The sequence below is a fragment of the Pseudomonas abyssi genome (assembly GCF_003444685.1).
GTDB classification, from domain to species: Bacteria; Pseudomonadota; Gammaproteobacteria; order Pseudomonadales; family Pseudomonadaceae; genus Halopseudomonas; species Halopseudomonas abyssi.
The window spans coordinates 1,727,321-1,749,682 of the sequence record NZ_LMAZ01000001.1 but is presented as its reverse complement, the minus strand read 5'-3'; the positions used below and the strand labels follow the sequence as shown (position 1 = coordinate 1,749,682).

The following is a 22,362-nucleotide window of genomic DNA, read 5'->3' as shown; positions in this document are numbered from 1 at the left end:
CCGGCCCTTGGGCCGGCGGCTGGAAGCTAGAAGCTGAAAACTGGAAGACCACCGCCGCGTGAGTGGCTGGTTTTTTCGGTTTAAACAAACCCCTGACGCGTAAGTGTTGGGGGTTTTGTTTTTGGGGAAAGGGTTGAGGGTTGGCTGGAGGCTGGAGGCTGGAGGCTGGAAGCCATAATTCTCAGTGAGTGGCTGGGCTATGGGAAGGACCTTTGCCGAGCGGCTTGCCGTCTACTCGGAGCCAAAACTTCCAGCCTTCAGCCTCTGGCCTCCAGCCAAAACCATCTAACAAGGGCGCCCCGCAAGCTGCCCCGGGGCGCAGATCCCCAGCACCCCACCGATCAACACCTTCCAGCTTCCAGCCAGCTGCCGGCTCTATAGCGCGAAGGCTTCGAGGCGCTTGCCGTTTTCGTCGACTTCAAGCGCCCAGCCGGCCTGGTCCCAGTCGCCAAGCACGATGCGCTGGGCTGGTTTGCCGTCGATCATCAGGTCGTGTATTGCCGGGCGGTGGGTGTGGCCGTGGATCAGCGTTTTTACGCCTTTCTCGCGCATGATGTGGGCAACCGCGCCCAGGTTAACGTCGGTAATCTCGGCCGCTTTCATGCGGGTGCGGTTCTGGCTTTCGTCGCGCAGCTTGCGGCCCAGTTTGTAACGGGTGCGCTTGGGCAGATTTCGCAGTATCAGGCGGCTGGCAGGGTTGCGTAGCCAGCGGCGCATGCGCATGTACTCAAGGTCGTCGGTGCAGAGGCTGTCGCCGTGCATCAGCAGTACCGCTTCACCGTTCAACTTGACCACCGTGGGATCGTTCAGCAGCGTGCAGCCGGCGGCGCGACAAAAGCGCTTGCCGAGCAGAAAGTCGCGATTGCCGTGCATCAGGTAGACCCGGGTGCCTTGTGATCTCAAATGGGAGAGGGCGCGAATAACGTCTTGGCCCAGTTCATCGATGGTGTCGTCACCCAGCCAGACTTCAAAGAAGTCGCCGAGGATATATAACTCGTCAAAGTCCGGGGCGCGGGTTTCCAGCAGACGCAAAAACGCCCGGGTGATATCCGGGCGTTGTGCTTCCAGATGCAGATCCGAGATAAACAGATAGCGCATCGTGGCGGAGGTCTCAGTCGACCAGTTCGGCGCGCTCGATGATCACGTCCTCGGCTGGCACGTCCTGATGACCGGCGCGTGAGGTGGTACGTACCGCTTTGATTTTCTCGACCACGTCCATGCCCTCGGAGACCTTGCCGAACACGGCGTAGCCCCAGCCCTGCATGGTGGGTGCGGAGAAATTCAGGAAGTCGTTGTCAGCCACGTTGATGAAGAACTGCGCGCTGGCGGAGTGCGGATCAGGCGTGCGCGCCATGGCGACGGTACCCACGCTGTTGCCAACGCCGTTGTCGGCTTCGTTCTTGATCGGGTCGCGGGTGTCCTTCTGTTGCATGCCGGGCGCAAAACCGCCGCCCTGGATCATGAAGTTACCGATGACGCGGTGGAAGATAGTGCCGTCATAGTGGCCGTCACGCACATACTGCTTGAAGTTCTCAACGGTCACCGGTGCCTTGTCGGCAAAGAGTTCCAGGGTGATGACGCCGTAGTTGGTATGCAGTTTGACCATGGGGTAATCCTCAGACAGTCGGGCAAATAGGGTGAGACGCCTGCCGCATTGCTGCATTCAGGCACCTGCAAGTTTCGGGTATGATACGGGTTTTGGCCATGATGGCCTAGGGATGCGCAGACTATTGCAATAGCGGCGCTGTCCCGAGTTATCCCTGATGCGAAAAACATCACCTGAGCGAGTTTTGCCGACCTTATGAACAAGCCCGACGCTACCCCTCCGAGTCACTTCCTGCGCCAGATCGTTCAAGCGGATCTGGACAGTGGCAAGCACAACAGCATTGTCACGCGTTTTCCGCCGGAGCCTAACGGCTACCTGCATATCGGGCATGCCAAGTCGATCTGCCTGAATTTTGGCCTGGCTCGCGAGTTCGGCGGCGTTTGTCACCTGCGCTTTGACGATACCAACCCGGCCAAGGAAGAGCAGGAGTACATCGACGCAATCAAGGCCGACGTCGAGTGGCTGGGCTTTGAATGGGGCGGTGATGTGCGTTACGCCTCGGATTACTTTGACCAGCTGCACGCCTGGGCCATCGAGCTGATCAAGGCCGGCAAGGCCTATGTTTGCGAGCTGACACCTGAACAGGCCCGTGAGTACCGTGGCACGCTGACCGAGCCAGGCAAGGACAGCCCCTTCCGCGAGCGCAGCGTCGACGAAAACCTGGATCAGTTCCAGCGCATGACCGCCGGCGAGTTTGCTGACGGTGCCAAAGTGGTACGCGCGAAGATCGACATGAGCGCGCCAAACATGAACCTGCGCGATCCGATCATCTACCGTATTCGTCACGCACATCACCACCAGACTGGCGATAAATGGTGCGTGTACCCGAGCTATGACTTCACCCACGGTCAGTCTGACGCCCTGGAAGGCATCACGCACTCGATCTGCACCCTGGAGTTTGAAGACCACCGCCCGCTGTACGAGTGGTTCTTGGCCAATCTGCCGGTGCCGGCGCAGCCACGTCAGTACGAGTTTGCCCGTCTGAACCTCAACTACACCGTGACCAGCAAGCGCAAACTCAAGCAGCTGGTTGACGAAAAGCATGTCGATGGCTGGGATGACCCGCGGATGTCGACGCTCAGCGCTTTCCGTCGCCGCGGCTATACCCCGGCGGCCATTCGCGAGTTCTGCGAGCGCATTGGCGTGACCCGTTCTGACGGCGTGGTCGATATGGGCGTCCTGGAGTTCTGTATCCGTGATGACCTGGATGCCAACGCGCCGCGTGCCATGTGCGTGCTCAAGCCGCTGAAAGTGACCATCACCAACTACCCGGAAGGTCAGACCGAAGAACTGCGCCTGCCGCGTCATCCCAAACAGGATATCGGCGAGCGCGTGCTGCCGTTCGAACGCGAGATCTATATCGACCGTGAGGACTACATGGTCGATCCGCCGAAGGGCTACAAGCGTCTGGTGCCGGGTGGCGAAGTGCGCCTGCGCGGCAGTTACGTGATCCGTGCAGATGAGGCCATTACCGACGCCGACGGCAACATTGTCGAGCTGCTGTGCAGCTACGACCCGGACACGCTGGGCAAGAACCCGGAAGGCCGCAAGGTCAAGGGCGTTATCCACTGGGTACCGGCGAGCAGCAGCATCGAATGTGAAGTACGCCTGTATGATCGCCTGTTCAACGCGGCGAACCCGGACAAGGGCGAAGAGGGCACCACCTTCCTCGACAATATCAATCCGGATTCCCTGCAGGTGCTGACTGGGTGCCGTGCCGAGCCGTCGCTGGCTGATGCCACGCTGGACGATCGCTTCCAGTTTGAGCGTGAAGGCTACTTCTGCGTTGATTCACGCGATTCAAAGGCTGGTGCAATGGTCTTTAACCGCACCGTCACTCTGCGCGACTCCTGGGGGGGCTGATGGCGCTCGCACTTTACAACACCCTGACCAAGACCAAGGACGCCTTCAAGCCGCTGGTTGGCAACCAGGTGCGCATGTACGTCTGCGGCATGACGGTCTACGACTTCTGCCACATCGGCCATGCACGGGTGATGGTTGCGTTCGACGTGGTGGCGCGCTGGTTCCGCCACCGCGGCTATGACCTGACTTACGTGCGCAACATCACCGACATCGACGACAAGATCATCAAGCGCGCCAACGAGAATGGTGAAACCTTCGAGCAACTGACCGAGCGCATGATCGCGGCCATGCACGAAGACGAGGCTCGGCTGAATGTGCTGCGTCCGGATCAGGAGCCACGTGCCAGTCAACATATCGATGGCATGTTTGCCATGATTCAGACGCTGATCGACAAGGGCTATGCCTACGCGCCGGGTAACGGCGACGTTTATTACCGCGTCGGCAAGTTCGAAGGCTACGGCAAGTTGTCGCGTCGTAAGATCGAAGACCTGAAGATCGGCGCGCGCATCGAGGTGGACGAAGCCAAGCAGGACCCGCTTGATTTCGTCCTGTGGAAGGCCGCCAAGCCGGGTGAGCCGAGCTGGACTTCTCCCTGGGGTGAAGGCCGCCCTGGCTGGCACATCGAATGCTCGGTGATGTCGACCTGCTGCCTGGGCAATACTTTTGATATCCACGGCGGTGGCCCGGATCTGGTGTTCCCGCACCACGAAAACGAGATTGCCCAAAGCGAAGCGGCAACGGGCGAGCAGTACGCAGCAGCCTGGATGCACGCGGGCGCCGTGCGTGTGGACGGCGAGAAGATGTCCAAGAGTCTGGGCAACTTTTTCACCATTCGCGAGGTGCTGGAAAAGTACCATCCTGAAGTGGTGCGCTATCTGCTGGTCTCCAGCCACTACCGCAGCGCCATCAACTATTCCGAAGACAACCTCAAGGAAGCCAAGGGTGCGCTGGAGCGTTTCTATAACGCTCTGAAAGGTCTGCCCGAAGCCGCTCCTGCCGGTGGCGACGCCTTTGCCGAGCGCTTTGCGGCGGCGATGGACGATGATTTCAATACCCCTGAGGCCTGCGCCGTGTTGTTCGAAATGGTGCGCGAGGTCAATCGCCTGAAAGAATCTGATGTAGCCGCAGCCGCCGGGCTGGCGGCGCGTCTGCGTCAGTTGGCTGAAGTGCTGGGTGTGCTGCAGCTGGATGCTGACGCCTTCCTGCAGGCCGGTGCTGCCGGTAAGGTTGACGCCGCCGAGGTCGAAGCGCTGATCGCAGCACGCCTTCAGGCGCGTGCCGACAAGAACTGGGGAGAGTCTGATCGCATTCGTGATCAACTCACCGCCATGGGAATCGTGCTGGAGGATGGCAAGGGCGGTACCACCTGGCGGTTGGCGGAATAATGCCGCACAGCATGACCAACCTGCATGGCCGCGTCGCTCTGATTACGGGGGCGGGCAGCGCCGATGGTATCGGTTTTGCCATCGCGCGGATTTTTTACGCGGCCGGTGCGTCGGTGGTTCTCACGTCCACGACCAACCGGATCTTCCAGCGGCAGAATGAGCTCGACCCGGAGCGCAGCCGCAGTCTGGCTGCGGTAGCCGACCTGACGCACCCGGAGCAGGCTGCAGAGCTGGTCCAGCAGGTCATGAAGCAGTTTGGACGGATCGACATTCTGGTGAACAACGCCGGGATGTCGCAGTCCGGTATCGAACAACCGATTGGTGATCTGTTTCACTGTATGGCCTTTGAACACTGGCAACGTGAGATTGACCTGAATCTCAATACCTGTGTGCACGTCAGTCAGCCAGTGCTGGAGCACATGCTGGCAGCTGGGTTCGGGCGTGTCATCAATATCGCGTCGGTCACCGGTCCGCTGGTGACCTTTCCTGGTACCGCAGGTTACAGCGCGGCCAAGTCCGCGATGGTGGGGCTAACCCGCTCCATTGCGCACGAGGTGGCCGGGCAGGGGATTACCGTCAATGCCATTGCACCGGGCTGGATTCACACGCCGTCAAGCCTGCCTGCCGAGCTGGAAGCGGGCAGGCATACGCCGGTTGGGCGCCCGGGGCGGCCGGATGAGGTGGCCCGCGTGGCGTTGTTCCTGGCCAGCGAAGGCTGCAGCTACATGACAGGTCAGATGCTGGTGGTGGACGGCGGTAATTCGTTGCAGGAAATCAAGGGATAGCCCGCTGCAACGCAGCGGGCTAAAACGGCTGGCAAGCCAATCAATACCAGATGTCGGAATTGATCTTGTCCTTCAGCTCGGGGTACTCGTCAGCCCGAAATACCGGCTCGACGCCGGTTTTGCGCTGGGCCAGATAGTCCTTGGTCAGCTTGGCCACCGTGCCGGATAGCAGCAGTATGCCGATCAGGTTGATGGTTGCCATGAGCCCCATGGACGCGTCTGCTGCATTGAATACCGTACCGACCGCCTGATATGCCCCCCAAACCACCATAGCCAGCGCCGCACAGCGCAGGCTCAGCATCCCCATCTTGCCGCCAAGCCCCAGGAAGATCATCGCGTTCTCTGCATAGGAGTAGTTGGCGACGATGGAGGTAAAGGCGAAGAAGAGGATTGCAAAGGCAATGAAATAGCGGCCTGCATCCCCAATGTGGGCTTCCATCGCAGCCTGGGTCAGCTGGGTACCGGTGACGCCGTTGCCTGGTTCCAGTACGCCCGAGAGCAGAATCATCACCGCGGTCGCGGTACAGATCACCAGGGTGTCGATAAATACGCCAGTTGCCTGCACAAACCCTTGCGAGGAGGGATGGTGAGGGTTGGGAGTGGCCGTTGCCGCGACGTTGGGCGCTGAGCCCATGCCGGCCTCGTTGGAGAACAGGCCGCGTTTGATGCCGTTTAACATGGCAGCGGTGACCGAGCCTGCCACGCCACCTGCGGCTTCTTCGAGACCGAAGGCACTTCTGACAATGGTCGCCAGCACGCCGGGCACCTCGTCATAGTGCATCGCGAGCACCACCAGAGCCATCAGCACATAGGCCGCAGCCATAAAGGGGACGACGAATTCAGCGAAGCGCGCGATGGAGCGCAGACCACCGAAGATCACCACCGCGGCCACCAGTGCGATGGCGATGCCGACGACCAGTTTATTGAAGCCGAAGGCGCCTTCCATCGCGTCGGCAATCGAGTTGGCTTGAACGGCATTGAATACCAGGCCGAAGGAAATGATCAGGCAGACCGAGAAAATGCTGCCAGCCCACGGCGCCTTGAGGCCCTTGGAGAGGTAGAAGGCCGGTCCGCCGCGGTACTGCCCCTCACCATCGCGCACCTTGTACAGCTGGGCCAGGGTGCTTTCAGCATACGCGGTCGCCATGCCGACCAGCGCCACCATCCACATCCAGAAGATGGCTCCAGCGCCGCCCAGATATAGCGCGACGGCTACGCCGGCCAGGTTCCCGGTGCCGACTCGCGAGGCGAGGCTGGTGCACAGGGCCTGGAAGGGAGAGATGCCGGACTTGTCACTCTGCCGTGCGCCCAGCACCGAGCGAATCATCTCGCCAAAGTGAAGAAACTGCAGGGCGCCAAGACGGATAGTAAAGAAGATCCCGACCGCCAGTAGCCCGTAGATCAGGACATAACCCCAGAAAATCGTGTTCAGCGCGTCAATGATCGCATTCATGGTTGTCCCCCAAGGTTTTAATACTTTTGAAATAGATTGTTACTGTCACTGTAGCGGCCCTGCGTCGGGGCGCCAGTCGATGATCTGATAATGTCTATTGTCAAAAGTGTCGAAAGGGCAGAGGATGGGAGGAGTGCTCGACGTAACGACGATAATAAAAATGCACAATACGTGAGGTGAGTCATGACTGTGGTAACGCCTGAAAACCTGACTATCAAACCCCGCCGCATTGACTTCGGCCTGCCGGACCCGCTGCCGCGACACTGGCTTGCTGGCGACCCTTTCAAAACCCACTTCTTCAACGCCATGTCGTTGCTGTTCCCCGATGGCGAGCGTTTTTTTATCGACTCAGTCAGGCATTTTCGTGATCAGGTGACCGATCCGCAGCAGCAGGCTCTGATTCGTGGCTTTATCGGCCAGGAAGGGCATCATAGCCGTGAGCACATCGAATATAACAACCGCTTGCAGGCGCTCGGCTATGACGTCGAGGCGCTGACCCAGCCGGTGCGTCGCCGCATCGCCTACGCAAACAAACATCTTTCTCCTGAGCGCCGTTTGGCCGGCACAGTGGCCATGGAGCACTTCACCGCCATCATGGCTGATGCGGTGCTGCGCGAACTGCGCTGGTTCAAGGGCTCTGATGAGGCGATGCGGCGCATCTGGCGCTGGCACGCGCTGGAAGAAACAGAGCACAAGGCGGTCGCCTTCGATCTGTACATGCAGGTGTGCGGTGATCGCAAGTTGTTGCGCGAGGCCATGCGGTTCTCGACCTGGTTCTTCCTGCGCGATGTTACTCGTGGTGTCTGGCACATGCTCAAGCGCGACGGACATCAGTGGGACCTGCGCCTTTGGTGGCGAGGGATGCGTTGGCTGTGGGGGCGCGGAGGATTCTTTTCCAGCCTCTGGGGTGCCTATCGTGATTTCTATCGGGAGGACTTTCACCCCTGGCAGCACGATAATGAGGCGCTGATGCGCGAGTGTCAGCGCGAGTTTGACGCCGCTAATACGTTGCGAACAAACTGCTGAATTGTCTCGGTCTGAGGCGACGAGTCGTCGCTACTGGTGTATCCTTGCGCGCAATCTCTTGTGAGGAGCTACCATGCCAATACAACTACACATCGCAAAAGAAACCCGGCGCCACGAGAATCGCGTGGCCCTGGTGCCGGCGGTTGTTGCCAAGCTGCAAAAGCTCGGCATTGAACCGCACCTGGAACCGGGCGCCGGTGAGGCGGCCCGTATTCCGGACGCCGACTACACCGCTGCCGGTGCCACCATCGGCGCTGCGCCGGCCGAGACCCGCCTGTTTTTCCGCGTCCAGCCGCCAAGCCTCGCTGACATTCAGCTGATGCCCGAAGGCTCCATTCTGTGCAGCTTTATCTACGCACAGCGCGAGCCAGAGGTGGTCAAGGCGCTGCGCGATCGCCGTATCACCTGTTTTGCCATGGAGCTGATCCCGCGTATCACGCGTGCCCAGGCAATGGACGCGCTGTCTTCCCAGGCGGCACTGGCCGGCTACTACGCCGCGCTGCTGGCTGCCACCCACCTGAATCGCATTCTGCCGATGATGACCACCGCCGTCGGCTCGCTGCGCCCGGCCAAAATTCTGGTCATGGGCGCCGGGGTTGCCGGGCTGCAAGCGCTAGCGACCGGTAAGCGCCTGGGGGCCATGATCGAAGGCTACGACGTACGCCCGGAAGTGCGCGAACAGGTTCAGTCGGTAGGTGGCAAGTTCGTCGATACCGGTGTTTCCGCAGTGGGTGAGGGCGGTTACGCCCGTGAGCTGACCGAAGACGAGCAGAAGCAGGTGCAAGAGGTGCTGACGCGCCACGTGCAGCAAGCGGATGCGATCATCACCACCGCCTCTATTCCTGGCAAGCCAAGCCCCAAGATTCTCACCGAAGAGCAGATCATGGGTATGAAGAGTGGCTCCGTGATCATTGACTTGGCCGCTGAAGGCGGTGGCAACACGCCGCTGACCCAGCCCGGCGACACCGTGGAAGTCGGCCCGGCGACCATTGTCGCGCCGTTGAATATCGCCAGCCATCTGGCCGAGCACGCATCTGAGCTGTACGCCCGCAACCTGCTGGCTCTGGTCGGCCTGATGGTGCAGGACGGTGAGCTGTCTCTGGACTGGGAGGATGAAGTATTGGCCCGTTCGGTGCTGACCCACGATGGCGAGATCCGCAACGATGCAGCGCGCGCTGCTGTTGAAGAGCAGGCTTGAGGATTTAAAAAATGGATATGAGCGTCACTATCACAGGCTTTGTAGCCCTGTATATCTTCCTGCTGGCAGCCTTTGCCGGCTATGAAATCATCGGCCGCGTACCGGCCATTCTGCACACCCCGCTGATGTCGGGCTCCAACTTCATCCACGGTATCGTGGTGGTGGGGGCAATGTGGGCCCTGCTGAATGCGGGCTCCACGCTGGAACAGGTCATCGGTTTTGTCGGCGTACTGCTGGGCGCGGGCAACGCGGCGGGTGGTTACGTGGTCACCGAGCGCATGCTGGAAATGTTCAAGCCGACTAACAAAGCGCCCGGCGCAGACAAGGAGTAAGTAGACCATGTTCAGTGCTTTTCTGATTGACGCGGCCTACTTTGTCGCAGCGTTTCTGTTTCTTTATGGTCTCAAGCGCATGGCCAGCCCGGTCACTGCGCGTTCGGGCATCGTTGTTGCCGGCGGCGGTATGCTGGTGGCGGTGGTTGCGGCCTTCCTTTATGGCTTTGATGTCAGTCCGCGCGCCGAAGCGCACCTGGGCACCAACCTGTTTCTGCTGATTCTGGCTCTGGGGCTGGGTACCGGCTGGGCCTGGTTCAGTGGCAAGCGCGTTGCCATGACCAACATGCCGCAGATGGTTGCGCTGTATAACGGTATGGGCGGCGGCGCGGCCGCGGCGATTGCCGCCACCGAACTGCTGTCAGGCAACGCTCTGGCTCACGGTGTTGTGGTGACCGTGCTGGCCATCCTTGGTGGTCTGATCGGTGCCGTTGCACTGTCGGGCTCGCTGATTGCCTGGGCCAAGCTCGATGGCCGGATGAACAAGACCTGGCGTCTGGCCAAGCATCAGTACGTCAACGCCTGCTTGCTGGGTGGTGCCTTGTTCATTGGTGCGATCATCAGCGTCATGGCCATTGCCGGTGCGGCTGACACGCCGGTGCTGCTGATCATGCTGTTCTTTGCCGTTGCTCTGGCGCTGGGCGTGCTGCTCACCACGCCGATTGGTGGCGCGGACATGCCGGTAGTCATCTCGCTGTACAACGCCTTTACCGGTCTGGCTGTCGCCTTTGAGGGCTTCGTGCTGCAGAACCCGGCGATGATCATTGCCGGTACCGTTGTGGGCTCCGCCGGTACGCTGCTGACGCTGATGATGGCCAAGGCGATGAACCGTCAGGTCAGCAATATCATCTTCAGCGACTTTGGTGGCGAGGATGACGGTGCCGACGGCGAGATTCAGGGCACCATGAAGTCCGCCGATGCGTCCGATGCCGCTATCGCGATGTATTACGCCAACAAGGTCATCATCGTGCCGGGTTACGGCCTGGCGGTGGCTCAGGCGCAGCATAAGCTGTACGAATTCGTGAAGCTGCTGCAGAAGCAGGGCGTTGAGGTGAGCTTTGCGATTCACCCGGTTGCCGGCCGTATGCCGGGCCACATGAACGTGCTGCTGGCCGAGGCGGGCGTGCCCTACGACATCATCTTCGACCTGGAAGATATCAACGAGGACTTCGCCCAGGCTGACGTCGCCATCGTGCTGGGTGCCAACGACGTGGTTAACCCCGCTGCGCGCACGCGCAAGTCCAGCCCGATCTACGGCATGCCGATTCTCAACGTGGACCAGGCGCGTCAGGCCTATGTGGTCAAGCGTGGTCAGGGTAAGGGGTACTCCGGTGTCGAGAACGAGCTGTTCTTCCTCGACAACACCTCCATGGTGTACGGCGATGCCCAGAAAGTCATGGTTCAGATGATCGAAGCGGTCAAGTCGCTGGGTTGATCCCTTGCCGACCAATCAGGCCTCTGCCCGCAAGGGCAGGGGCCTTTTTGCATTCTGTAGGAACCAATAAGCGCGCTATCTGGTCAGCTTGAGCGTAGATCGCCCGCAGAAGGAGTGTGTGAGGTGGATGAATCACCGCAGAATCTGGAGCAGTTACTCAAGCATGTAGACGGGCTCGCCGCCGAGCAGGAGCAGGTCTCGATGCGGGCGGTGGTCGACTCCATCGGCCGTCGCTCGTTTGGACCATTGCTGCTGATCATGGGGGTGGTGCTGTTTTCGCCACTGAGCGGTATCCCGGGCATGGCGATCTTCGCCGGTATCTTTGTCATGCTGATTGCGCTGCAGATGTTATGCGGGCGCAGCAACTTCTGGCTGCCTGCATTCATTCTGGATCGGGCGGTACCTCAGGCCCGTCTGCGCAAGGCAATTGCCTGGGTGACACCGGTCGCGCGAAGAATTGATCGCCTGATCAAGCCGCGTCTGGACTTCATGCTGCATCGCACCTCGACCTTTCTGATCGCCGGACTCTGTGTGGCGGTCGCCGCCGCTTTGCCGCTGCTGGAGCTGGTGCCGTTCTCATCGTCGATTGTTGGTTTGGCGCTGGCCATCATGGGCCTGGCGCTGGTGGCGCGGGATGGTTTGCTGGTGTTGATTGCCGTGACGCTGATCGTGACGGCGGCCACGCTGGTCTTGAGCAAATTGCTTTAATACGAGGGCGGGGAGAAAGGGGATGTGCCCGGCCGCGGCGGCCGGGCACAGTCAGGCTCAGGCCTTGGCGGCGTAGCCGTAGATGGACTTCACTTCCAGGAAGTCATCAAAGCCGTAGTGGCCCCACTCGCGACCAACACCGGATTCCTTGTAACCACCAAAGGGGGCTTTCGGATCCAGCGGCGCACCGTTGAGGTGAACCATGCCGGTACGGATGCGGCGAGCAACATTGCGTGCACGATCCAGATCACCCGAGGAGACGTAGCCAGACAGACCGTAACGGGTATCGTTGGCGATGCGCACGGCGTCGTCTTCATCTTCATAACCAATGATCGACAGGACCGGTCCGAAGATCTCTTCGCGGGCGATGGTCATGTCGTTGGTGACGTGGGTGAACACGGTCGGTTTGACGTAGTAGCCCTTGTCCAGACCTTCCGGACGACCAGGGCCGCCGGCGGCGACTTTAGCGCCTTCTTCAACACCGGCGCTGATCAGGTCCTGAATCTTGCTCCACTGGGCTTTGGAAACCACCGGACCCATGACGGTATCGGGGGCCTTCGGATCGCCTGCCTTGACCTTGGCTGCGGCCGCTTGCGCGATGGCGGCAACTTCATCCATACGGCTGTTGGGAACCAGCATGCGGGTAGGCGCATTGCAGGACTGGCCGCTGTTGTTCATGCAGGACATGACGCCGTGGGCGACCATTTTCTCGAAGTTGACGTCGTCAAGCAGGATGTTGGCCGACTTGCCGCCCAGCTCCAGGGCAACGCGCTTGATGGTTTGTGCACCATTGGTCATGACCTGGCGGCCAGCCGCGGTGGAGCCGGTAAAGGACATCATGTCGATATCCGGGTGGCCGGACATGGCTGCGCCGACAGTGGGACCATCGCCATTGACCAGGTTGAATACGCCGGCCGGAACGCCGGCTTCGTCGAGAATCTCGGCAAGAATCAGGGCTGACAGCGGCGCGACTTCAGACGGCTTGAGCACCATGGTGCAGCCGGTTGCCAGTGCCGGCGCGATCTTGCAGGTGAGCTGGTTCATCGGCCAGTTCCAAGGCGTGATCAGGCCGCAGACGCCAATCGGCTCCTTGACTACCAGGGTGGTGCCGATTTCTTCTTCAAATTCGAAATGCTTGAGTGCTTCCAGAGCGGTCATGAAGTGCGACAGACCGGAGGGGGCCTGGGCGGCTTGCGCCAGCTTGGTCGGCGCGCCCATTTCCAGGGAGATGGCCTCGGCGACGTCGCCCATGCGCTTTTTGAAAACCTCGATCACACGCTCGAGCAGGGCAATGCGTTCTTCGCGGCTGGTTTCGGCGTAGCTTGGGAAGGCGGCGCGGGCGGCGGCGACCGCGGCGTCAACGTCTTCCTTGGTGCCCAGCGCGATAGTGGCAACGGCTTCTTCGGTCGCGGGATTGATAACGTCCAGTTGCTGATCCCCCTTGGGGGCAACCCATTGGCCGTTGATATAGAACTGCTGGTGGTGGCTCATTGCACATGGCTCCTTGTTATTGACGGGTGTTACTTAATCAGCGCTTCTTTAATCGCCAAACCATAACATCGCTGCCAGCGCGAACTCACGCAATTTGGCGACATTTGTTGTGTATCTGTGTAAGTGTCTCGCGGGTGAGGCCGTTCGCCTTCCGAAGGGGCGCTGCAGCCTCTATAATGCGCCGGCCAAGGGTGGCGTAATACTTGACTGAATTGCTTGGATATTGCATAGTGTCGCGGTGAAATCAACCGCTTGAGAGCGTCTATGCGACTGACTACCAAGGGTCGTTACGCCGTTACAGCCATGCTGGATCTGGCGTTGCATGAAGACCAGGGCCCCATCACGCTGGCCGATATTTCGATGCGCCAGGGTGTCTCCATCTCCTATCTGGAACAGCTGTTTGCCAAGCTGCGGCGCGGCAAGCTGGTCGAGAGTGTGCGCGGTCCCGGTGGTGGTTACCGCCTGGCTGGCGGCGCCGCTGCGATCAGCGTGGCGCAGATTGTTGAGGCGGTGAACGACTCGATGGACGCGACGCGTTGCCTTGGCAAGGGCGACTGTCAGGATGGAGAGGTCTGTTTGACTCACCACCTGTGGTCTGACCTGAGTGCGCGGCTGCGACAGTTCCTCAACGACATTACGCTGGCGGAGCTGGTATCGCGTGAAGACATCCGTCGCGTCAGTTCGCGTCAGGATCATTGCATTTCCAGGGCACGTCACACTGTGAGCGAACTGGAACGCATTATCTGAAAGAGCCGCAGAGCTCTCCATTTTCATGTGTCGGCCCGTGCCGGCACAGGCCTGAATCAAGCTTTGGCGATCGCATGATCGTGATTGCAGAATCTGAGGTGATACCGTGACTGAAGAAGTCGAAAGCCTTATCAGAAAGGACTATGCGGCAGGTTTCCACTCTGCCATCGAGTCCGAGACCCTGCCTCCAGGGCTGAATGAGGACGTGATCCGTTTCATTTCTGCCAAGAAGGAAGAGCCCGAGTGGCTGCTGGAATGGCGTCTCAAGGCCTTCCGTGCCTGGCAGGAAATGGAAGAGCCCACCTGGGCCCACGTGCATTACCCGGAAATCGACTTCCAGGCGGTATCCTATTACTCCGCGCCCAAGAGCATGGACAGCAAGCCCAAGAGCCTCGACGAGGTTGACCCCGAGCTGCTGGCAACCTATGAAAAGCTGGGTATCCCGCTGCACGAGCAGGAAATGCTCGCCGGGGTGGCGGTTGACGCGGTGTTTGACTCGGTGTCGGTTGTCACCACCTTCCGCGAGAAGTTGTATGAGGCAGGCGTGATCTTCTGCCCGATCAGCGAGGCCGTACACAAGTATCCCGAGCTGGTGCAGAAGTATCTTGGTAGTGTCGTGCCGCAGAAGGACAACTACTACGCCGCGCTTAACTCTGCCGTGTTCTCCGATGGCTCCTTTGTCTATATCCCCAAGGGCGTACGCTGCCCGATGGAGCTGTCTACCTATTTCCGTATCAATGAAATGAACACCGGGCAGTTTGAGCGCACGCTGATCGTCGCCGACGAGGGTTCTCATGTCAGCTACCTTGAAGGCTGCACAGCGCCGATGCGTGACGAGAACCAGCTGCACGCTGCGGTTGTTGAGCTGGTCGCTCTGGACGATGCGCAGATCAAGTACTCGACGGTGCAAAACTGGTATCCGGGTGATGCCAATGGCAAGGGCGGTATCTACAACTTCGTGACCAAGCGCGGTATCGCGCACACCAACGCGAAGATTTCGTGGACGCAGGTCGAGACCGGTTCTGCGGTGACCTGGAAGTACCCCAGCTGCGTGCTCAAGGGCGATAACAGTGTCGGTGAGTTCTACTCGGTAGCCCTGACTAACAACTTCCAGCAGGCCGACACCGGCACCAAGATGATCCACCTGGGCAAGAACACACGTTCGACCATCGTGGCCAAGGGTATTTCGGCTGGCCGCAGCGACAGTGCCTACCGTGGCCTGGTGCGGATCAACCCGGGTGCCGATGGCGCACGCAACTACACCCAGTGCGACTCGCTGCTGATCGGTGACCGTTGCGGGGCGCACACCTTCCCTTATATCGAAAGCAAAAACCCCAGCGCCGTCGTGGAGCACGAAGCCACCACCTCCAAGGTCAGTGATGACCAGATGTTCCTCTGCCAGCAGCGGGGGCTGGATGCCGAGAAGGCCGTCTCGATGATCGTCAATGGCTTCTGTCGTGAGGTGTTCAAGGAGCTGCCGATGGAGTTTGCGGTTGAAGCCGGCAAGCTGCTTGAGGTGAGCCTCGAAGGATCCGTGGGCTGAGCGCAGTGACGCCGCCCGGCAATGGTTAAAGTAATTTATTAGGCATAAATGATGCTAAATATCAAAGACTTGTACGCGAAAGTTGAAGAGAAGGATATCCTTAAAGGGCTGTCCATCGAGGTCAAGCCAGGCGAAGTGCACGCCATCATGGGGCCCAACGGCTCGGGCAAAAGCACCATGGGCAATGTGCTGTCCGGTCGCCCTGGCTACGAAGCTACCGCCGGCTCGGTGACCTTCAAGGGCCAGGACCTGCTGGAAATGGAAACCGAAGAACGTGCGCGCGAAGGCCTGTTTCTGGCATTCCAGTATCCGGTGGAAATTCCCGGTGTCAGCAACATGGAATTTCTCAAGGCAGCAGTCGATGCCAAGCGCAAGCATCAGGGGCTGGAGGAGATGTCCTCGGTCGACTTCCTCAAGCTGGCTCGTGAAACCTGCAAACGCGTCAACCTAGATGCCAGCTTCCTCAAGCGCGGTGTCAACGAGGGCTTTTCCGGCGGCGAGAAAAAGCGCAACGAGATCATGCAGATGATGCTGCTTGAGCCCGAACTGTGCATTCTCGATGAGACCGACTCCGGCCTGGATATCGATGCCCTGCAGGTGGTTGCCGATGGCGTCAATGCCATGCGCGACGGCAAGCGCAGCTTCCTGGTGGTCACCCACTATCAACGTCTGCTGGACTACATCGTGCCCGATTACGTGCATGTGCTGGCGGGCGGCCGCATCGTCAAATCCGGGGACAAGAGCCTGGCTCTGGAGCTGGAAGCCAAGGGCTACGGCTGGCTGGAAAGCGAGGTAGTCTGATCCGATGAGCGATTTTCAACAGACGGCCTTGCAGCTGGCAGAACAGCAGCAGTCTCCCGAGTGGCTGAATAGCCTGCGCGAGCAGGGCGCCAGCACTTGGGCGAAGGCAAGCTGGCCAACGCGCAAGACCGAGAACTGGAAGTACCTGTCGCTGGCTCCGCTGCAGCAATATCAGCAGTTGGGCTGGGGCGCTGCGGCTGACAGCCATGCGCTGGATGAGGTTGAACAGCTGCAGCTCGATGCTACCCGTCTGGTGTTTATCAACGGTCGCTTCAGCAGTGAGCACTCCAGCGCGTTGCCGGCTGGCGTCGTGCGGTTTGGCGAGGCCGATGACGAGCAGCGCACGCTGATCAGTCAGCACCTGGGCCGTGTCGTCGACAGTGAGCGCCACTTGTTTGCCGCCCTGAGCAATGCCTGGGCTGCCGACGGTGTGCTGGTGCATGTGCCGCGTGGTCAGCGCTTGGAAAAGCCGATCTACGTGGTCAATATCAGCACGCCACAGCGCACCCCGGTGGCTGCCAGTCAGCGCCTGCTGGTCGTGCTGGAAGACAACGCCGAGGCGGAGCTGATCGAGCATTACGCCTCTGATGTGCATGCGCAGAACGGCTTCGTCAACAGCCTGACCGAGGTCGTGGTCGGCAACAACGCCCAGGTGCAGCACTATCGCATCAACCTGGAACAGGAAGACCTGTTGCACGTTGGTGGCGTGCACGTAAACCTGCAGCGTGATGCGCGTTTCCATGGCTTTACCCTGGCTCAGGGTAGTCGTCTCAAGCGCATCGACTACCAGGTCAACATGCTGGGTGAGGGCGCTCATCTGGACCTTAACGGCATTTATCTGCCGCGCAACCGTCAGGTAATCGATTACCACACCAACGTCGAGCACTGCGTGCCCCACTGCACCAGCAATGAGGTGTTCCGCGGCATCATCGGTGACTCTGCCAAGGCGGTATTCAATGGCCGTATTCATATCCACCCGCAGGCGCAGAAAACCCTTGCCGAACTCAGCAACAAGAACCTGCTGACCTCTCGCACCGCCGAGATCAATACCAAGCCCGAGCTGGAGATCTATGCGGACGATGTACGCTGCGCTCATGGTGCGACCATCAGCCAGCTGGACGAGACCTCGATGTACTACCTGCAGAGCCGCGGTGTTTCCAAGGCTGACGCCATCACCATGCTGAGCTTTGGCTTTATCAACGAGTTGCTCAACCAGGTGCCGGAGCAGGCGGTGCAGGACTATCTGCGGCCGCGCCTGGTGTCGCTGTTTGGGCAGGCCAGCGAGACGGTAGGGCAGATCGGTTATGAATGAGCAGGTCAAGCCGCAGTCCTTTGACGCCGAGCGTGTGCGTGCCGACTTCCCGATTCTGAATCAGGAGGTCAACGGCCATCCGCTGGTTTACCTGGACAACGCCGCGACCACGCAGAAACCGCGCGCGGTGATTCAGGCGCTGGTGGATTACTACGAGCATGACAACAGCAACGTTCACCGCGGCGCTCACGCGCTGGCTGACCGTGCAACGCAGAAGTTTGAAGCGGCGCGGATCAAGGTCGCCGAGTTCATCAGCGCGCCGGAGGCTCGTCAGGTCATCTGGACTCGTGGCACCACCGAGGGGATTAACCTGGTGGCGGCCAGCTGGGGGCGCGCGAACCTGAAGGCCGGTGACCGGGTGCTGGTCTCGGCGATGGAGCATCACTCCAATATTGTGCCGTGGCAAATGGTGGCGGCGGAGAAGGGCGCCACGGTTGAAGCGATTCCGGTCGATGCTGATGGTGTGCTGGATCTTGCCGCACTGCAGGGCATGCTGGATGAGCGCGTCAAGATGGTGGCCTGCGGTCACGTCTCCAACGCACTCGGAACGGTAAACCCGGTGGAGCAGGTTATTCGCCTGGCGCACGGCGCGGGTGCGCTGACCTTGATTGACGGTGCCCAGGCGGTCAGCCACTGGCCGGTCGATATGCAGGCGCTTGACTGTGATTTTTATGTTTTTTCCGCGCACAAGCTGTTTGGCCCGACCGGCCTGGGTGCGCTGTATGGCAAAGTCGCGTTGCTCGAAGCCATGCCGCCCTACCAGGGCGGGGGTGAAATGATCGAATCGGTCAGCTTTGCCGGTACCACCTACAACCAGCTGCCTTACAAGTTTGAGGCGGGCACCCCGGATATCGCCGGTGTGATCGCCTTTGGTGCCGCCATTGATTATCTCAACCAGCTCGACCGAGCCGGTGCCGCTGCTCACGAGAAGGCGCTGCTGGCCTATGCCGAAGAGCGTGCCAGGGCAACACCCGGTGTGCGGCTGATTGGTACCTCGGCAAACAAGACCAGCGTCATGAGCTTCCTGCTCGAAGGTGCGCACCCCAACGATGTGGGCATGCTGCTTGATCAGCAGGGGGTGGCAGTACGTACCGGCAATCACTGTGCGCAGCCGATCATGGAGCAGTACGGCATACCGGGTACGGTGCGTGCGAGTCTGGCCTTTTACAACACCCGGGCAGACATCGACCGGTTGTTTGCCGCACTGGAAAAAGTACGGCTGTTTTTATAGGAGTCAGCAGATGAGCGTAGAGTCTTTCGACCCCAAACAACAGGCAGTGACCGTGACGCCGGCCGCGCTGGCGCATTTCCGTCGCCAGTTAGGCGGCCAGCAGGGCAAGGCAGTGCGCCTGAGTGTGAAAAAAAGCGGCTGCACCGGCTTCAAGTATGTCATTGACCTGGTTGAGCAGGCCGGTGCCAGTGACCTGCATTACCAGCTTGACGAGCAGGTAGAGCTGCTGGTCGATGGTGAGAGCCTGCAGGTGCTGTCCGGAACGGAAATTGATCTGGTGCGCGAGGGTATCAACCAGCAGATCAAGTTCGTCAATCCCAACGTGAAGGACGAATGCGGCTGCGGCGAAAGCTTCAGCGTCGATTGATCCGTTGCTGTTCAAGGTGCGGCGGTTTGCGTCGCACCCTTTTGTCTTGCTGTGAGGAAATCTGATGGAACGTCGCATGGTGGTGGCACGGGCTGACTGTCCGGCCCGCCGAGTTCCCGACGGAACCCCCCTGACCATCCCCAAGGATACCTTTGTCACCATTACCCAGGCGCTGGGTGGCAACTATACGGTTACCTACAACGGGCAGATGGTACGGGTTGATGGTACGGATGCAGAAGCGCTGGGCCTTGAGCCGGAGCTGCTGTCTTTCCCCGAGCCTGCCGATGATCAGATCTGCGAGGAGCAGGTCTGGGAGGCGTTGAAAACCGTCTACGACCCGGAGATTCCGGTTGATCTGGTTAATCTGGGGCTTATTTACCGGGTGGCGGTGGATCAGCAGGCGCACAGGGTGACCATCGAAATGACCCTGACCGCACCTGGCTGTGGTATGGGGCCGGTGCTGGTAGGCGACGTGGAATACCGCGTCAAGCTGGTGCCCAACGTGGACGAGGTGAAGGTCGATCTGGTATTTGACCCGCCCTGGCAGCGTGACATGATGAGCGAAGAAGCGCAGCTTGAAACCGGTATGTTTTTCTGAGGACAGCGATACATGAGCCGATTTGGCACGGACATCACCAGCGACGATATCGTTGATACCTTGTCGTTCTTTGATAGTTGGGAAGACCGTTACAAGTACATCATCGACCTCGGGCGCGAGCTGCCCGAGCTTGAGGCCGATCAGCGCACCGAGGACAACCTGGTGCGCGGTTGCCAGAGTCAGGTATGGCTGGTAAGCCGCCGCGAGGGCGACAGGCTATATTTTGATGCTGACAGCGATGCATTCATTGTGAAGGGGCTGCTGGCCGTAGTGCTGGCTGCCTACAATGGCAAGCGGGCAGAGGACATTCGTGATTTTGATATCGAGGGCTATTTCTCGAGCCTCAATCTGCTTAAGCACCTGAGTGTGACGCGGGGTAATGGCCTGCGCGCGATGGTGCAACGCATTCAGGCCAGCGCCGCAGCCTGAAGCGCCGTTGCGCCAAGTGATGGCGCGCGGCAATCAATGGTTGTGCTTGACTGCGGCTGCGGTTATGGTCGCGTTGCGACTGAGTGGCAGACTGAAGTGTGTTGTGCGGCCTGCCACATGATCGCTGTAACCACAAAAACAACAACTGCAGAGTTCACTGCATGCGGACATTCTGGTCCAGGCTGAAGGACGACTTTCAGCTCTCCATCATCACGCTCGTCGGCCTGCTGGCTGTCGTCGGCGTCTCCCCCTACGCGGTTTTCCGGCTCGGCGAAGGCAGCTGGCTGGTGGGGGCCACCGATACCTTTCTGGTGGTCAGCACCTTGCTTGCCGTGGTGTATGCCTGGCGCACAGGGGATACCATTCGGCCCGGGCAGTTTCTCGCGCTGATCTATTCTGCTGGTGCCTTTCTGGTCTCCGTGAAGCTGGGTGCCAACGGCCTGTTCTGGATGTATGTCCTGATTCTCTTCAACTTTTTTGTTGTGCCTCCGTTGCAAAGCCTGATTGCGACGATGAGTACGCTGGTGGCAATTTGTGTTTACGGCTGGCTGAACCCTGAGCGGGTATTCGAGAGTCACTACCAGATGGCGTCCTTTATCGTCACCTGCTTGTTGTCAGGCCTGTTTGCGTTCGTGTTTGCTCATCGGGCAAGGGTTCAACGCCGGCTGCTGGCCCGTCAGGCGACCATTGATCCGCTCACCGGTGTCGGGAATCGGCGTACCATGGATGCCGAGCTGGATATTGCCATGGCCGACAGCAAGCGCTACGGCATTGACTTTGGCCTGCTGGTCCTCGATCTGGATCACTTCAAACAGATCAATGACCGCTTCGGACATGGCACGGGCGATCAGGTGCTGATCGATTTTGTAGATTGTGTGCGCGAGGTTTGCCGTCCGTCCGACAGGCTGTTTCGCCTGGGCGGGGAGGAGTTCGTGTTATTGGTGCCCAAGACTGATGTGGTTAGCCTGGAGGCGATGGCCGAACATGTTCAGCGGCAAGTGCGCAAACAGCTTCAGCGTCCGGACGGGGCTGCTGTTACGGTATCGATCGGCGGCAGTCTGTTACGGGGCCATGTTGACCGTGATGGTTGGCTGAAACACGCAGATGAGTGCATGTACGACGCCAAGCGCGCGGGTCGCGACCAGACGGTCATCCGGCCCTCCGCACCCAATCGGGCGGTTGCAGCCACCGGACGACCTGATTACCATCAGGGTTGAGCCGTTACTGGCAGCCAATGGGAGTCAGTCATCATGAAATCGACTTTTACTGATCGAGAGTTCTGGCAAAAATTGTCCAATCATGCCCGCCTGGCAGGCCGTGAAGTCGTGGAGAAGGCCCTTTGCCTGTATTACGCGGCGCGGCGCCCCGAGACTCCTACGTGGGCGAAGGCAGTGATTGTCAGTGTGCTGGCGTACTTTATTGCTCCTCTGGATGCGATTCCGGATTTCACGCCGCTGGTCGGGTTTACCGATGACCTGGGGGTGTTTGCATCTGCGCTGGCCATGGTCGCCATGTATATTGACCGCGATGTGCAGATCCAGGCGCGTGAGCGAGCCGAAAGCTGGTTCGGCCCGCACATCGAGGAAGTGTTCGAAGGTCGTTGAGCTATCACTTGGGTCAGTGGCGGTTGAACACCCGCCGCTGCCCGTCGCTGCCTACCGCAATCACGTCGTAGTTGTCCCGCCGATCGCCCATTTCCATGCCGGGTGAGCCTATCGGCATGCCGGGAACCGCAAGGCCGCGCACATTCTCTGCGGCATCCAGGGCCAGAATATCGCTGGCTGGCACATGTCCTTCAATAAACATGTCTTTATACACGGCAGTGTGGCACGAGCGCAGATCTGGCGTGATGCCCAGCTGTTGCTTGAGTGGCACAACCTGTTGGGTGACGTGGTCCGTGACCTCAAACCCGTTTGCTTCCAGGTGTTCGATCCAGGCGTGGCAGCAGCTGCAATTGGGGTCACGGTAGACGTCGATGCTGGCGGCCTGGGCTAGACCACCGATCAAAAGCAAGCCGCCGGCGAGCAGGGTTTTCATCATTCAAGGCTCCTT

At 59.8% G+C, this 22,362-nt stretch carries 23 protein-coding genes; 18 read left to right on the top strand and 5 right to left on the bottom strand.

Features of this window, described 5'->3' with window-relative positions; all coding sequences use genetic code 11:
* Nucleotides 1-375: 375 nt before the first annotated feature.
* Nucleotides 376-1,098 carry a UDP-2,3-diacylglucosamine diphosphatase gene (locus tag ASB58_RS08110; protein ID WP_118129950.1) on the bottom strand — a complete coding sequence of 241 codons (723 nt, stop codon included), beginning with the start codon at nt 1,096-1,098 and terminating at the stop codon, nt 376-378.
* A gap of 13 nt (nt 1,099-1,111) precedes the next feature.
* Nucleotides 1,112-1,606, bottom strand: a complete 495-nt coding sequence (locus tag ASB58_RS08105) for a peptidylprolyl isomerase (RefSeq protein WP_096006048.1) — start codon at nt 1,604-1,606, stop codon at nt 1,112-1,114.
* Nucleotides 1,607-1,801: 195 nt separating this feature from the next.
* Here ASB58_RS08105 and ASB58_RS08100 point away from each other — a divergent pair, with 195 nt between their 5' ends.
* Genes ASB58_RS08100 through ASB58_RS08090 form a run of 3 tightly spaced genes read left to right on the top strand, consistent with a single transcriptional unit; the run spans nt 1,802 to nt 5,639 of the window.
* Nucleotides 1,802-3,469: a glutamine--tRNA ligase/YqeY domain fusion protein gene (locus ASB58_RS08100; RefSeq protein WP_118129949.1), complete on the top strand. Its 1,668-nt coding sequence runs from the start codon at nt 1,802-1,804 to the stop codon at nt 3,467-3,469.
* Nucleotides 3,469-4,854 carry a cysteine--tRNA ligase gene (cysS, locus tag ASB58_RS08095; RefSeq protein WP_118129948.1) on the top strand — a complete coding sequence of 462 codons (1,386 nt, stop codon included), beginning with the start codon at nt 3,469-3,471 and terminating at the stop codon, nt 4,852-4,854. The genes ASB58_RS08100 and cysS overlap by 1 nt, the downstream gene beginning before the upstream one ends.
* A gap of 11 nt (nt 4,855-4,865) precedes the next feature.
* Complete coding sequence (locus ASB58_RS08090; protein WP_118130038.1) at nt 4,866-5,639, top strand: SDR family NAD(P)-dependent oxidoreductase; 774 nt, start codon at nt 4,866-4,868, stop codon at nt 5,637-5,639.
* 40 nt (nt 5,640-5,679) lie between these two features.
* On the opposite strand, the gene ASB58_RS08085 is transcribed toward ASB58_RS08090, so the two are convergent.
* Complete coding sequence (locus ASB58_RS08085) at nt 5,680-7,092, bottom strand: alanine/glycine:cation symporter family protein (protein ID WP_118129947.1); 1,413 nt, start codon at nt 7,090-7,092, stop codon at nt 5,680-5,682.
* 183 nt (nt 7,093-7,275) lie between these two features.
* Here ASB58_RS08085 and ASB58_RS08080 point away from each other — a divergent pair, with 183 nt between their 5' ends.
* The 5 genes from ASB58_RS08080 (at nt 7,276) to ASB58_RS08060 (ending at nt 11,791) form a co-directional block, all read left to right on the top strand.
* Nucleotides 7,276-8,118, top strand: a complete 843-nt coding sequence (locus tag ASB58_RS08080) for a metal-dependent hydrolase (RefSeq protein ID WP_118129946.1) — start codon at nt 7,276-7,278, stop codon at nt 8,116-8,118.
* Between the two features lie 73 nt (nt 8,119-8,191).
* A complete protein-coding gene (locus ASB58_RS08075; protein WP_096006043.1) occupies nt 8,192-9,316 on the top strand; it encodes an NAD(P) transhydrogenase subunit alpha in 1,125 nt (374 codons plus the stop codon).
* 17 nt (nt 9,317-9,333) lie between these two features.
* Nucleotides 9,334-9,648 carry an NAD(P) transhydrogenase subunit alpha part 2 gene (locus ASB58_RS08070; protein WP_083725301.1) on the top strand — a complete coding sequence of 105 codons (315 nt, stop codon included), beginning with the start codon at nt 9,334-9,336 and terminating at the stop codon, nt 9,646-9,648.
* Nucleotides 9,649-9,655: 7 nt separating this feature from the next.
* On the top strand, nt 9,656-11,083 hold the full coding sequence (locus ASB58_RS08065) for an NAD(P)(+) transhydrogenase (Re/Si-specific) subunit beta (RefSeq protein ID WP_118129945.1): 1,428 nt from the start codon (nt 9,656-9,658) through the stop codon (nt 11,081-11,083).
* A 123-nt stretch (nt 11,084-11,206) separates the two neighbouring features.
* Nucleotides 11,207-11,791, top strand: a complete 585-nt coding sequence (locus ASB58_RS08060; protein WP_096006041.1) for an exopolysaccharide biosynthesis protein — start codon at nt 11,207-11,209, stop codon at nt 11,789-11,791.
* Between the two features lie 57 nt (nt 11,792-11,848).
* On the opposite strand, the gene ASB58_RS08055 is transcribed toward ASB58_RS08060, so the two are convergent.
* A complete protein-coding gene (locus tag ASB58_RS08055) occupies nt 11,849-13,282 on the bottom strand; it encodes an aldehyde dehydrogenase family protein (RefSeq protein WP_096006040.1) in 1,434 nt (477 codons plus the stop codon).
* 264 nt (nt 13,283-13,546) lie between these two features.
* Between ASB58_RS08055 and iscR the strand changes: the two genes are divergently transcribed.
* From iscR to ASB58_RS08005, 10 genes are all read left to right on the top strand, one after another.
* Nucleotides 13,547-14,029 (top strand): Fe-S cluster assembly transcriptional regulator IscR, encoded by a 483-nt coding sequence (gene iscR / locus ASB58_RS08050; RefSeq protein ID WP_083725248.1) that lies wholly within the window; start codon nt 13,547-13,549, stop codon nt 14,027-14,029.
* 106 nt (nt 14,030-14,135) lie between these two features.
* Nucleotides 14,136-15,572: a Fe-S cluster assembly protein SufB gene (gene sufB / locus ASB58_RS08045; protein WP_096006039.1), complete on the top strand. Its 1,437-nt coding sequence runs from the start codon at nt 14,136-14,138 to the stop codon at nt 15,570-15,572.
* 51 nt (nt 15,573-15,623) lie between these two features.
* Nucleotides 15,624-16,373: a Fe-S cluster assembly ATPase SufC gene (gene sufC / locus ASB58_RS08040; protein WP_096006038.1), complete on the top strand. Its 750-nt coding sequence runs from the start codon at nt 15,624-15,626 to the stop codon at nt 16,371-16,373.
* Between the two features lie 4 nt (nt 16,374-16,377).
* Nucleotides 16,378-17,685 (top strand): Fe-S cluster assembly protein SufD, encoded by a 1,308-nt coding sequence (gene sufD, locus ASB58_RS08035; RefSeq protein ID WP_118129944.1) that lies wholly within the window; start codon nt 16,378-16,380, stop codon nt 17,683-17,685.
* Entirely contained in the window at nt 17,678-18,916 is a 1,239-nt protein-coding gene (locus ASB58_RS08030) for an aminotransferase class V-fold PLP-dependent enzyme (protein ID WP_118129943.1), read from the top strand. The genes sufD and ASB58_RS08030 overlap by 8 nt, the downstream gene beginning before the upstream one ends.
* A gap of 10 nt (nt 18,917-18,926) precedes the next feature.
* A complete protein-coding gene (locus ASB58_RS08025) occupies nt 18,927-19,283 on the top strand; it encodes a HesB/IscA family protein (RefSeq protein ID WP_083725238.1) in 357 nt (118 codons plus the stop codon).
* A 64-nt stretch (nt 19,284-19,347) separates the two neighbouring features.
* Nucleotides 19,348-19,881, top strand: coding sequence for a putative Fe-S cluster assembly protein SufT (gene sufT, locus ASB58_RS08020; RefSeq protein ID WP_202974600.1), 534 nt, complete (start codon nt 19,348-19,350; stop codon nt 19,879-19,881).
* Nucleotides 19,882-19,893: 12 nt separating this feature from the next.
* On the top strand, nt 19,894-20,310 hold the full coding sequence (locus tag ASB58_RS08015) for a SufE family protein (RefSeq protein WP_118129942.1): 417 nt from the start codon (nt 19,894-19,896) through the stop codon (nt 20,308-20,310).
* A gap of 161 nt (nt 20,311-20,471) precedes the next feature.
* On the top strand, nt 20,472-21,527 hold the full coding sequence (locus ASB58_RS08010; protein ID WP_118129941.1) for a GGDEF domain-containing protein: 1,056 nt from the start codon (nt 20,472-20,474) through the stop codon (nt 21,525-21,527).
* Nucleotides 21,528-21,560: 33 nt separating this feature from the next.
* A complete protein-coding gene (locus ASB58_RS08005; RefSeq protein WP_090475081.1) occupies nt 21,561-21,914 on the top strand; it encodes a YkvA family protein in 354 nt (117 codons plus the stop codon).
* A gap of 13 nt (nt 21,915-21,927) precedes the next feature.
* Here the strand turns inward: ASB58_RS08005 and ASB58_RS08000 are convergent, their stop codons facing one another.
* Nucleotides 21,928-22,350 carry a DUF411 domain-containing protein gene (locus tag ASB58_RS08000; protein WP_096006033.1) on the bottom strand — a complete coding sequence of 141 codons (423 nt, stop codon included), beginning with the start codon at nt 22,348-22,350 and terminating at the stop codon, nt 21,928-21,930.
* Nucleotides 22,351-22,362 lie beyond the last annotated feature (12 nt).